Source organism: Kitasatospora sp. NPDC047058 (assembly GCF_040643935.1).
GTDB lineage: Bacteria > Actinomycetota > Actinomycetes > Streptomycetales > Streptomycetaceae > Kitasatospora.
In genome coordinates, this window is the sequence record NZ_JBEYVJ010000228.1 from 1 (window position 1) to 11,901 (window position 11,901).

12 protein-coding genes are annotated in these 11,901 nt (G+C 74.2%); all 12 read right to left on the bottom strand.

Going from position 1 to position 11,901, the window contains the following annotated elements; all coding sequences use genetic code 11:
• Positions 1-53: 53 nt before the first annotated feature.
• Positions 54-1,043: a hydrogenase expression/formation protein HypE gene (gene hypE, locus ABZ885_RS26945; protein ID WP_360193736.1), complete on the bottom strand. Its 990-nt coding sequence runs from the start codon at positions 1,041-1,043 to the stop codon at positions 54-56.
• A 112-nt stretch (positions 1,044-1,155) separates the two neighbouring features.
• Positions 1,156-2,280: a hydrogenase formation protein HypD gene (hypD, locus tag ABZ885_RS26950; RefSeq protein WP_360193708.1), complete on the bottom strand. Its 1,125-nt coding sequence runs from the start codon at positions 2,278-2,280 to the stop codon at positions 1,156-1,158.
• Positions 2,277-2,567, bottom strand: coding sequence for a HypC/HybG/HupF family hydrogenase formation chaperone (locus ABZ885_RS26955; protein ID WP_360193711.1), 291 nt, complete (start codon positions 2,565-2,567; stop codon positions 2,277-2,279). The genes hypD and ABZ885_RS26955 overlap by 4 nt, the downstream gene beginning before the upstream one ends.
• 13 nt (positions 2,568-2,580) lie before the next feature.
• Positions 2,581-4,902 (bottom strand): carbamoyltransferase HypF, encoded by a 2,322-nt coding sequence (gene hypF, locus ABZ885_RS26960; protein ID WP_360193714.1) that lies wholly within the window; start codon positions 4,900-4,902, stop codon positions 2,581-2,583.
• Entirely contained in the window at positions 4,899-5,771 is an 873-nt protein-coding gene (gene hypB, locus ABZ885_RS26965; protein ID WP_360193716.1) for a hydrogenase nickel incorporation protein HypB, read from the bottom strand. The genes hypF and hypB overlap by 4 nt, the downstream gene beginning before the upstream one ends.
• Before the next feature lie 5 nt (positions 5,772-5,776).
• Positions 5,777-6,157: a hydrogenase maturation nickel metallochaperone HypA gene (hypA, locus tag ABZ885_RS26970; RefSeq protein ID WP_360193719.1), complete on the bottom strand. Its 381-nt coding sequence runs from the start codon at positions 6,155-6,157 to the stop codon at positions 5,777-5,779.
• 215 nt (positions 6,158-6,372) lie between these two features.
• Positions 6,373-6,903 (bottom strand): hydrogenase maturation protease, encoded by a 531-nt coding sequence (locus tag ABZ885_RS26975; protein ID WP_360193722.1) that lies wholly within the window; start codon positions 6,901-6,903, stop codon positions 6,373-6,375.
• Positions 6,900-8,264, bottom strand: coding sequence for a hypothetical protein (locus ABZ885_RS26980; RefSeq protein ID WP_360193725.1), 1,365 nt, complete (start codon positions 8,262-8,264; stop codon positions 6,900-6,902). Before ABZ885_RS26980 ends, ABZ885_RS26975 begins: the two co-directional genes overlap by 4 nt.
• Entirely contained in the window at positions 8,261-8,905 is a 645-nt protein-coding gene (locus ABZ885_RS26985; protein ID WP_360193728.1) for a DUF6084 family protein, read from the bottom strand. Before ABZ885_RS26985 ends, ABZ885_RS26980 begins: the two co-directional genes overlap by 4 nt.
• Positions 8,902-9,513 (bottom strand): DUF5947 family protein, encoded by a 612-nt coding sequence (locus tag ABZ885_RS26990; RefSeq protein WP_360193738.1) that lies wholly within the window; start codon positions 9,511-9,513, stop codon positions 8,902-8,904. The genes ABZ885_RS26985 and ABZ885_RS26990 overlap by 4 nt, the downstream gene beginning before the upstream one ends.
• A gap of 32 nt (positions 9,514-9,545) precedes the next feature.
• The gene (locus ABZ885_RS26995) at positions 9,546-10,013 is read right to left on the bottom strand and encodes a thioredoxin (protein ID WP_360193731.1); all 468 of its coding nucleotides are present in this window, start codon (positions 10,011-10,013) and stop codon (positions 9,546-9,548) included.
• Positions 10,010-11,794: a nickel-dependent hydrogenase large subunit gene (locus ABZ885_RS27000; RefSeq protein WP_360193733.1), complete on the bottom strand. Its 1,785-nt coding sequence runs from the start codon at positions 11,792-11,794 to the stop codon at positions 10,010-10,012. The genes ABZ885_RS26995 and ABZ885_RS27000 overlap by 4 nt, the downstream gene beginning before the upstream one ends.
• Between the last annotated feature and the right edge of the window lie 107 nt (positions 11,795-11,901).

Genomic DNA, 11,901 nt, shown 5'->3' on the forward strand with positions numbered 1-11,901 from the left:
GGCCCCGGCTCGCGCACCGCCGGGGCCGCAGCCGTGAGCGGTCACGTGAGCGGTCAGCAGATCCGCGGCAGTTGCTCGCCCATCGGGAGGTCCACCACCCGGGTACCGCCGAAGGCGGTGCGGGCGACGACCATGCCGGGGTGGTCGGGGACGCACTCGCCGATCACCGCCGCGCCCGCGCCCAGCGGGTGGGCCCGCATGGCGGCGAGCACGGCGTCCGCCTCCTGGCGCGGCACGAAGGCGACCAGCTTGCCCTCGTTGGCGACGTACATCGGGTCGAGGCCCAGCACGGCGCAGGCGTTCGCCACCTCCGGGGGCACCGGGACGGAGCGTTCGTTCACCACCACGCCCACGCCGGCCGCCGCCGCGATCTCGTTGAGCGCCGCGGCCAGGCCGCCCCGGGTGGGGTCGCGCAGGACGTGCAGGTCGGGGGTGACGGCCAGCATCGCCTCGACCAGGCCGCCGAGCGCGGCACAGTCGCTCTCGATCCCGACCCCGAACTCCAGGCCCTCGCGGACGCTCATGATCGCGACGCCGTGCAGTCCGATCTCCCCGCTGACGATCACCACGTCGCCCGGGGCCGCCCGCTGCGGTCTGATGTCGACGCCCGCCGGGACGAGCCCGATGCCGGCGGTGTTCAGGTAGACGCCGTCGCCGTGGCCGGCCTCGACCACCTTGGTGTCCCCGGTGACGACCTCCACCCCGGCCGCACGGGCGGCGGCGCCCATCGACCGGGCCACCCGGTCCACCACGGCCATCTCCACCCCTTCCTCCAGGATGAAGCCGCAGGAGAGGTAGGCGGGCCGCGCGCCGCTCATGGCGAGGTCGTTGACCGTCCCGTTGACGGCGAGGTCGCCGATGCCGCCGCCGGGGAAGAACAGCGGCCGGACGACGTAGGAGTCGGTGGAGAAGGCCAGCCTGGCGCCGCCGAGTTCGAGGACCGCGGAGTCCGCGAGGCCGGCCAGGGTCCGGCCGCCGAACGCGGGGGCGAAGAGGCCGGTCACGAGCTCGGCGGACATCGCCCCGCCGCCGCCGTGCCCCATCACCACCCGGGGGTGGTCGCGCAGCGGCAGCGGGCAGCTCCACCCGGAGAAGTCCGGCTCGGCCGGCCGGCCGGCGGACGGCCCGGGGACCGGCCCGGTCAGGATCTCGGTGTCAGCCAACGGGGCTCGCCTCCCGGGAAACGCCCGGCGTGCCGAGCCGCCGGTAGAGGTAGTACGCGGCGCAGGCCCCCTCGCTGGACACCATGGTGGCGCCGAGCGGGGTTCGCGGGGTGCAGACGGTGCCGAAGGCCTCGCACTGGTTCGGCTTGAGCAGGCCCTGCAGGACCTCGCCGCTGCGGCACTGCGCGGGTTCGCAGGTGGTGATCCCGGCGACGTCGAAGCGGTACTCGGCGTCGTGGTCGCGGTAGCGCGGCGAGAGCCGCCAGCCGCTCTGCGGGATGACGCCGATCCCGCGCCAGGCCCGGTCGGTCACCTCGAAGACGTCCTCCAGCATGGCCCGCGCCGCCGGGTTGCCCTCCGGCCGGACGGCCCGCGGGTAGGCGTTGTCGACGGTGTACTCCCCACGCTCCAACTGCCGTACGGTGCGGCGGATCCCCTCCAGGATGTCCAGGGGCTCGAAGCCGGTGACCACGATCGGCACCCGGTGGCGCGCGGCCAGCCCGGGGTACTCGTCGGTGCCCATCACGCTGCACACGTGCCCGGCGGCGAGGAAGCCCTGCACCCGGCACTCCGGCGCGTTCATGATGGCCTCGATGGCCGGGGGCACGCGCACGTGCGAGACGAGCATGCTGAAGTTGCGCACGCCCTGCTTCCTGGCCTGGTGGACGGCCATGGCGTTCGGCGGGGCGGTGGTCTCGAACCCGATGCCGAAGAAGACCACCTCGCGGTCCGGGTTCTCCCGGGCGATCCGCAGCGCGTCCAGCGGCGAGTAGACCACGCGCACGTCACCGCCCTCGCCGCGGACGCGGAACAGGTCGCGGTCGGTGCCCGGCACCCGCAGCATGTCGCCGAACGAGCAGAAGATCACCCCGGGCCGGGAGGCGATCGCCAGGGCCCGGTCGATCACCTCCAGCGGGGTGACACAGACCGGACACCCCGGCCCGTGAATCAACTCCACGCCCTCCGGGAGCAGTTGGTCGATGCCGTGCCGGATGATGGTGTGCGTCTGCCCGCCGCACACCTCCATCAGCGCCCACGGTCTGGTGACCGCCGCCCTGATGTCGGCGAGCAGGCCGCCCGCCAGCTCCGGGTTCTGGAACTCCTCCAGGTACCTCACTGCCGCTCCTCCGTTCCGGCCAGACCGGCCGCCGCCTCCCACGGGTCGCCGAACTCCTCCTGCAACAGGCCGAGTTCGGCGAAGAGATCCAGGGTCCGCCGGGCCGACTCCTCGTCCAGCCGCTGCAGGGCGAACCCGACGTGCACGATGGCGTACTCACCCACCTCCAGGTCGGGGAGGTACTCCAGGCACACGTCCTTGACGACTCCGCCGAAGTCGACGACCGCCATCCGCGTCCCGTCGCGCTCCGCGATCTCCATCACCCTGCCGGGCACCGCCAGGCACATGCGGTCTCTCCTCTCAACCGGCGCCCGGGCCCCCGGCCCGGGCGGCCACCATCAGCTGACCGAGGGCCAGTCCGCCGTCGTTGGGCGGCACCCGGCGGTGCCGCAGCACGGTGAAGCCGTCCGCCCGGAGGCCCCGCGCACAGTCGGAGGAGAGCAGGGCATTGGCGAAGACCCCTCCGGTCAGCGCGACCGTCTCCAGGCCGTGTTCCTCCCGGGCGGACCGGCACATCGCGCGGACCAGGCCGGCCACGGCGCCGTGGAACCGTGCGGCGACCAGCCCGCTCGACGCGCCGGCGGCGAGGTCCGCGACCACCGCGGCCAGCACCGGCCCGGGATCGCCGGTCAACTCCCTTCCCTCCCGGCGCAGTCCGAATCCGTAGGCGTGGTCGGCCGGTCCGTGGGCCAGGGCCGCGGCCTCCAGCTCGATCGCGGCCTGCGCCTCGTACCCGGCCTGGTGGCACACGCCGGCCAGCGAGGACACCGCGTCGAACAGCCGCCCCATGCTGGACGTCGGCACGCAGTTCAGCGACCGCTCCAACTGCCGCCGGAGCACCACGGATTCGCCCTCCGGACAGGCCAGGACGGACGGCAGTCCGGCCGCCCACGGGAGGCCCGCCGCCCAGAGGTGGGCGAGCGCCATCCGGTACGGGCGCGCCACCGCCGCATCGCCGCCCGGCAGCGGGACGTACCCCAGGTGCCCGAAGCGGCGGAAGCCGTCGTAGTCGGCGAGCAGCACCTCACCGCCCCACACCGCGCCGTCGTCCCCGTACCCGGTGCCGTCGAAGGCGACCCCGATGACGGGACGGCGCCCGTCCAGCCCGTGCTCCGCCATGACCGAGGCGACGTGCGCGTGGTGGTGCTGCACCGACCGCAGTTCCGCGCGCCGGAAGGACCGCCGGGCGTGCCGGGCCGACCGGTAGCCGGGGTGGCGGTCCACCGCCAGCACCTCGGGCCGGACCCCGGTGACCGCCCCCAGGTGCGCCACCGCGCTGTCGAAGGCGTCCAGCGTGGCGAGGTCGTCCATGTCCCCGACGTGGCCGGACAGCCAGGCGTAGCCGTCGCTCGCCAGCGCGAAGGTGTTCTTGAGGTCGCCGCCGGCGGCGAGCACGGGGCGGACCGGCACGGGGAGCGGCAGCGGCAGCGGCGCATACCCGCGGGAGCGGCGGACCGGCAACTGTTCGCCGTCCACCACCCGCACCACCGAGTCCTCGCAGGGGACGTGGATCGTCCGGTCGTGCGTCAGCCAGGCGTCGACCAACGGAGCGAGTCGGGCGAAGGCGTCCCGGTCGTCCGTCACGATCGGTTCACCGGACAGGTTGGCGCTGGTCATCACCAGCAGCCCGGGCCCGGGCGGTGCGAGCAGCAGGTGGTGCAGCGGGGTGTACGGCAGCATCACGCCGAGGTCGGGGCTGCCCGGTGCCACGGCCTCCAGCGCCGCCGACGGCGGGCCCGACCGGCGGAGCAGCACGATCGGCCGGACGGGGCCGGTGAGCAGCTCCTCCTCGACCGGCCCCAGCCGGACCAGCCCCGCGATCTCCCCGAGGTCCCGGGCCATCAGGGCGAAGGGCTTGGCGCCGCGCCGCTTGCGCCGGCGCAGCCGGCCGACGCTCTCCGCGTTCAGCGCGTCGCACGCCAGGTGGTACCCGCCGATGCCCTTGACGGCGAGGACCGCTCCGTCGCGCAGCAGCCGGCGGGCCCCGTCGAGAGCGGCCTCGCCCCCGACGGCCGGCCGCCCCGGCACGGCCAGCGCGAGTGCGGGCCCGCACGCGTGGCAGCAGACCGGCTGGGCGTGGAACCGCCGGTCGGCCGGGTCGGTGTACTCCCGCGTGCAGTCCGGGCACAGAGGGAACCCGGCCATCGTGGTGTTGGCCCGGTCGTAGGGCAGCCCGGTGACGATGGTGTGGCGCGGCCCGCAGTTGGTGCAGCTGATGAACGGGTGGCGGTAGCGGCGGTCGGCCGGGTCGGCCAGCTCGGCGAGGCAGTCCGCGCAGGTGGCGGTGTCCGGCGGCACCAGGGTCCGCCGCGGGCCGTCGTCCCGGGACGGCGTGATGGCGAACCCGGACGCGCCGGTGGGGGCCAGCGGCGCGTGCTCCACGGAGTCGACCCGGGCCAGCGGCGGCGCGTCGCTCGCGATGCGACGGCAGAACGCCTCCACCGCCTCCCGCCGGCCCTCGATCTCGGCCAGCACCCCTTCGCCGGTGTTGGTGACGGTGCCGGCGAGGCCGAGCTCGGCGGCGAGGGCGAAGACGAACGGACGGAAGCCGACGCCCTGGACGACCCCGCGGACCGCCACCCTGCGCCGTTCCGGTCCGGCCTGCGCCTGGCCGACCGTCACGACCGCCCGGCTTCCACGTCCGGGAGCTGCGGGTCGGCGTGCGGATCCGGATGGGCGTGCGGGTGCGGGTGCCCGTGCGCATGCTGATGCCCGGCCGCGTGTCCGTGTGCGTCGTGCCCGTGCGCCGCGTGTCCGTGTGCCGCGTGCCCGTGCGCGGAGGGCCCGTGGGCGTCGGGCCCCGGTGCGCCCGCCATCACCGGCCGGTGGACCTCCGCGCCGTCCAGCACCGCGCACGCCCGGTCCAGCAGCTCCCCCACGCCCTGCCCGGTCCGGGCCGAGGTGAACACCACCTCCACCCCCGGGTTGACCCGCGCGACGCTCGCCAGGAACGCCGCCTCGTCGAACTCCACCGCCGCCGCGAGGTCGGCCTTGGTCACCAGCACCAGGTTGGCCAGCCCGAACGCCGTCGGGTACTTGAGCGGCTTGTCCTCCCCCTCGGTGACCGAGGCGAGCGCCACGCGCAGCGATTCGCCGAGATCGTACGAGGCCGGGCAGACCAGGTTGCCGACGTTCTCCACGAACAGCAGCCGGGTACCCCGCGGCAGCCAGCCGTCCAGCTGCCCGCTGAGCATCTCCGTCTCCAGATGACAGAGGCCGTCGGTGAGCACCTGCTTCACCGGCACGCCCGAACGGGCCAGCCGGGTGGCGTCGTTCTCCGTGGCGAGGTCCGCGGTGAGCGCCGCGACGGGGATCCCCCGGTCGCGGGCCAGCCCGAGTTCGGCCTCCAGCAACGCCGTCTTCCCGCTGCCCGGGCTGGAGAGCAGGTTGACGGCGACGGTGCCCTGGGCGGCGAGCCGGGCCCGCAGCTCACGGGCGCCGTCGTCGTTCCGGGCGAGGACCGCCCGCCGGAATTCCACCGTGCGACACATGGGTTTCAGCCTTCCTGTCCGGCTCCGGCGCCGGCCGGGCGCGCGGCCCACTCGACGCCGAGGATCTGCAGCTCCCGGCCCGCCAGCAGCTCGACCCGGGTGCCGTCGCAGTGCGGGCAGCCCAGATCGGGCGGCATGCCGACGGCCCACTCGACCTCGCACGGCACGCACCTCGCGCGCGCCGGCACCGCCTCGGTCTCCAGGACCGCGCCCTCCAGCAGCGTTCCGGCGCAGGCCAGTTCGAAGCAGAAGTCGAGCGCCGACGGCACCACCCCGGCCAGCTCGCCCACCTGGAGGCGCACCCGCGCCACCGCGTCCGCGCCGTGCTCGCGCGCCGCGGCGTCCACCTGCTCGACGACTGCCGTCGCGATCGACATCTCGTGCATGGGCCCCGTTCCCGCCGCTGGAGGCAACAGGCTTCATTACAGGGTGCGGCGGCGGCAGCGGCTCGAAGCCGCGCCGCCGCCGCACCGGGGACTACGCCGTTCGCAGCAGCCCGCCGGTCACATCCGGCGAATGCGCAGATAGCGCTTCAGCTCGTCCAGGTTCTGCCAGACCAACGCCGCGACGAAGGCCAGGGCGGCCACGCCGAACAGGTTCTTCACCATGTCGATGCCTCTCTCTCCGCTTGCACGGCCGCTTGCCCGTGCGCTTGCCCGTCCGCGCCGACGGTCCGCAGGACCATCCGGACCGCCTCCTCGACGGCGGCGGCCACCGGTGCGCTCAGCCCGATCCCCTCCTCCAGCGACTCCGGCTCGCACCCCACCACGAGGACCCGCCCGGGCGGCGATCCCCCCGTCCCGGCGGCCAGCGTGCCGAGCAGCGCGAGTACGGCGTCCGGTCCCATCCGGTGCCCGTCCAGCACGGGCGCCTCCACCGGGCCGGCGTCCGCCTCGATCAGGTGGAGCGTGCCGGGCTCGGACCCGCGCGCCACGGCGTCGACGAGCACCAGCGTCCGGTAGCCGTCGAGGAGTTGGTAGGCCAGATGGACCCCGCGCACCCCGACGTCGACCACGTCGACGTCCGCCGGCAGCCGGTGCTCCCGCAGCCGCCGGACGGTCTCCACCCCGAACCCGTCGTCGCCGAGGAAGATGTTGCCCACCCCGGCGACCAGCACCCGCCCGGCCGTCACGGCCCCTCCAGCGGGGTGATCTCGTCGGGCTGGAAGTACCGGTACCGGCCCTGGGCCCGCCACAGGTCCGCCCCCGGATCGTCCTCCAGCGTCACCGCCAGGTGCACCGAGCCGTCGACGTCGTGCAGGACGGCCTCCACCACGGCGGTCCGCCCGTCCAGGAAGAGGTCCTGGGCGTCGGTGCGCCGCCGGCCGGGCCGGAGCAGGACGCGGCTGCCGGCTCCCACCTCGTGGCCGCCGACCAGCACCCGGTCCCGTGCGGGGTCGACCTCGGGATCGTCCCCCGGGTCCCACCAGGGCTGCTCAGGCGCGTTCCCGGTGACCTCGCGCAGGCCCCGGACGGCGCCGTGCAGCCGCTCCAGGACCTCCGGGGGCATCGAGTCGGCGAGGTCGATCACCGCGCCCGCCCGCGCGTCGGTGCCCCGGGCCTCGCGCTTCTCACGGTCCGTCAGGGCCGCGGTCCGCATCGCCAGGATCTCGTCGATCTCGGTCGCGTCGTAGAGCACACCGGGGCTCTCGGGGGCCACGCTCGGGTGGTCCTCCAGGATGATCGGCGAGGACAGCAACACCTGTCCGCGGCCCGGCGGGCCCGCCAGGACCGGCCAGGTGTGCTCGTTGCGGCACTCTGCGACGGCGGCCCGGGCCCACTCGGGCGGGTCGGTCACCGACAGGAAGGAGCCGCGGTCGAGCCCGAGCAGCAGGTGCGCCGAGACGAGCGAGTGGGGCAGCGCCGCCTCCCGCCGGTCGTCCGGCCGCGGCACCCAGGCACCGGTGTTCTCCACCACGGCGGTCAGCCGTCGCGCCCCGTACGGCCCCGGGACCTCCGGCGCCGTCAGCCGCAGGACGCCGTCGACCCGCTCGCGCCTGCGCAGCAGCCGGCCGGCCGGCCCGCCGGGCCCGCGGAGCAGCTCCATCTCCTCGCAGGCGGGCAGCGCGAACGGCCGCACCACCTCCGCCCCGGCCAACTCGTCCACGGTTACGACGAGTTCCACCCGCTCCTCGACCCCCTCGTCCCACGGGACGAGCACCCGGTCGGCGAGTTCCAGCTCCTCGGCCGTTTCGAAGCCGCCGGTGGGGGTGGCGCGCTGGACGGTGCGCCGCTGCACCCGGAGGAACCGCAGTTCGACGGCCAGCCGGTCGCCCCGGCGCGGCTCCATCAGGCACTCGGTGCGCTGGTGGCTGTGCTCGCCGCTGTCCGTGCCGTAGCCGGGCGGGACGAGCACGCCGAACTGCCAGCGCAGCCGGTTCTTGGCCGCCGAGGCCCGGTAGGGGTAGAGCACGTACCCCTCCAGGAGGACGGCGTCGGCGATCTGCCGCGCCTGGGCGAACCGGCTCTCCGTCCCGGCCGTGAAGGCGGTCACCGGGCCACCTCCTCGGCCCGGGCGCCGCTCAGCAGTTCGCGCACGGTCGCCTCCCAGGACGGCAGGGCGCGGCGCGAGCGGTAGGCGAGCAGCGCGTCCATGAGGTCCTCGGGCAGCCGCAGCCACCCGCAGCCCGGGAAGTGCGCGTCGACCGCCTCCCGCCAGACCCGGACCGGCATCCGCACCGGGGCCTCCCGGTCCCAGGGCACCGGGGAGACCTGGAATCCGCCGGGGCCGGTGAACGCGGTGCCGGAGAACAGCAGCAGCAGGGGGACGTCGCCGTCGTCCAGCGCCCTGAGGTAGCGGGCCGAGGCCACGTCCATGTCGTAGGTGCACGGCACGGGCAGCTCGGTCTCGGTCTCGCCGGTGAAGCCGGGCACCATCAGCGGGACCTGGGCGAACTCGACGGGGTTCAGCGTGCTGCCCCAGCGGGAGCGTTCGCCGAAGAGGTCCGCCAGCCGCCCGCCCTCCGCCTCGCCGTACGAGCGGCGGGCGGGCTCGATGCGCAGCTGGCAGCGGAGCGCCAGGGCGTGCACCCGGACCCCGGCGGGTGCGGTGATCCGCAGCCGGAAGAGCAGGGTCGGGCCGGCCGCGTGCTCGGCCGGCCGGACTCCGGTGCAGGCGAAGGCCAGTTCGGTCACCGGGTGCCGTCCTCTCGCAGGGGCCGGGCGCGCTCGGCGAGCCGGGTGAAGAAGGCGTCGAGCTCGGCCCTGGCCTCGGCCCCGCCGTCGAAGCCCTTCCAGCAGCGCCGCAGCCGGCCGGCCAGTTCGTAGCAGACGTCGATCGGCACCAGGTGGCACTGGACCCCGTCGTCGGTGTGCCGCAGGAGCAGCGCCTCGACGTCGGGTTCCAGGGCGGCGGCCAGCCTGCTGCCGCCGAGCGCGGCCTGCCAGGCGCCCTCGTCCGGCTCGCTCTCGGTCGCTCCACCCGGGCCCGGGTAGAGCAGCACGAGCCGCTCCTGCCGGGAGTTGCGGAACAGGAAGGCGGTGCCGACCGGGATGCCCAGGGCCGCCCAGGCCTGCTCGCCGATCCGGTGCTCCGGGTCGGCGAGGTAGCGGTCGGGGACGCTGCGGTAGCGTCCGCCGGCCGCGCCGGGCTGCTGGAACAGCAGCCCGCAGGCCGTGCAGACGCAGGTGAGGGACTGTTCCTCGGTGTCCACCAGGTGCCGGTGCGGGTCCGGGACGCTCCGGCCGCAGAAGGCGCAGCGCTCCGGCTGCGGCGGTGCGGGCTCCCGCAGCCGCCGCAGCAGGGCGGTGCCGGGCCGGCCGAGCTGACGGGTGCTCACCGCGCCTCCGCCGGGGCCGCCGGGCGGGTGCCGATCTGCAGCAGCTGCGGCGCCCGTTCCAGCACCACCGCCGTCACCTCGGGTGCGTGGCAGGCGAGCGCGGCCTCGACGTCCTGCTCGGAGCAGCCGCAGCCGCTCCTGGTCCGGCGCAGCCGTACCGTGCCGCTGCCGGGCTCGAAGCCGAGCAGCTCGACCGGTTCGGGCAGCGCGGCCAGTGCGCGGGCGATCCGGGTGGCGGCGTCCTCGGGGTGCAGGTCGTGCAGGACCAGCAGTCCGGCCACCGCCGGGTCGTCCAGCAGGGCGGAGAGGCCGGCCGGCGGCACCGCCCGGACGAGCCGGGCGAGGCCGTCGGCGTAGAACGCCATGAGTTCGCGCACCAGCTGTTCGCCGGTGTCCTGCGCGCCGTCGTCGGCCAGCCGGTCCAGCGCCTCCTGGATCCGCCGGCCGGTCTGCTCCGGCGTCATGCGGTGAGCCCGCTGAGGCCCGTGGGCACGTGCATCTTCTGCACGGTCCGGCCGCCGCCCACGTACATGTGCACGCCGCAGGGCAGGCAGGGGTCGAAGCTGCGGACGGCCCGCATGATGTCGATGCCCTTGAAGTTCTCCGGGGGGTTCTCCTCGAAGATCGGGGTGTTCTGGACGGCGTCCTCGTACGGGCCGGGGGTGCCGTAGCTGTCGCGGACGCTGGCGTTCCACGGGGTCGGCGGGTACGGGTGGTAGTTGGCGATCTTGCCGTCCCGGATCACCATGTGGTGCGACAGGACGCCGCGCACGGCCTCGGTGAAGCCGCAGCCGATGGACTCGTCCGGCACCTCGAACCGTTCCCAGGTCTGGCTGCGGCCGGCCCGGACCTCGTCCAGCGCCTTCTCCGCGAAGTGCAGGGCCGCCGCGGCCGCGTACGCCTGGAAGTAGGTCCGGGCGCGGTTGCGTTCGATGGCGTTGCTCCACTGCGGGATCTTCCACTCGAAGCTGACCTCGGGCTTGGTCATCGAGCGGGGGAGGTTGATCTGCACGCTGTGGCCGGTGGCCTTGATGTAGCCGATGTCCACCAGGCCGGAGAGCGCGGTGGACCACAGGCGGGCGATGGGTCCGCCGCCGGTGTCGAGGGCCAGGTGGTCCTTGCCGTCGAACCAGCGCGGGGACATCACCCAGCTGTACTTGTCGTCGAAGTTCCGCTTCTGCGGCTGCGGGATGGTGTGCTGGTTCCACGGGTGCCGGGGGTCGACCGGGTTGCCGAGCGGGTCGTGGGTGACGAACAGCTCCTTGCCCTGCCAGTCCTCGTAGTAGGAGCTGCCGAGCAGGATCCGGATGCCGAGGTTGATCTCGGTGAGGTCGTTGGTGACCAGCTTGCCGTCCACGACGACGCCCGGGGTGACGAACATCTTCCGTCCCCAGTCGGTCATGTTGCGGTACGTGAAGTCGCAGTGGTCGGGGTCGTTGAGGCTGCCCCAGCAGCCGAGCAGCACGCGCCGCCGGCCGACCTCCTCGTACCCGGGCAGCGCCTGGTAGAAGAAGTCGAAGAGGTCGTCGTGGAGCGGCACGACCTTCTTCATGAACTCCACGTAGCGCATCAGCCGGGTCAGGTAGTCGGTGAACAGCTGGACGGTGGCCACCGTGCCGACGCCGCCCGGGTAGAGCGTGGAGGGGTGCACGTGGCGGCCCTCCATCAGGCAGAACATCTCCCGGGTGTAGCGGCTGACCTGCAGCGCCTCGCGGTAGAACTCGCCCTCGATGGGGTTCAGCGAGCGCATGATGTCGGCGATCGTCCGGTACCCGTGGTCGCCGGCGTGCGGTGCCTCGGTGCGCTCGGCCATCTCCAGCACGCCGGGGTTGGTCTCGCGGACCATCTTCTCGCAGTAGTCGACCCCGACCAGGTTCTCCTGGAAGATGTTGTGGTCGAACATGTACTCGGCGGCCTCGCCGAGGTTGATGATCCACTCGCCGAGGTGCGGCGGCTTCACGCCGTACGCCATGTTCTGCGTGTAGACCGAACAGGTGGCGTGGTTGTCGCCGCAGATGCCGCAGATCCGGCTGGTGATGAAGTGGGCGTCACGCGGGTCCTTGCCCCGCATGAAGACGCTGTAGCCGCGGAAGACCGACGAGGTGCTGTAGCACTCCGCGACCCGCTTCTGCTTGAAGTCGATCTTCGTGTGGATGCCGAGGCTGCCCACGATCCGGGTGATCGGGTCCCAGGACATCTCCACCAGGCCGCTGCCGTCACCGGCCGCCTTCGTCGTCGGTGCCATCGTGTCTGTCGTGCCCTTCTGGAGGCGGGGAGGCACCCGCGAACCGTTCGGCCTGCACCGGCTGGCCGGCTGGGACAGCCGCGTCCAGGTCGACCAGGTGGCCGCCG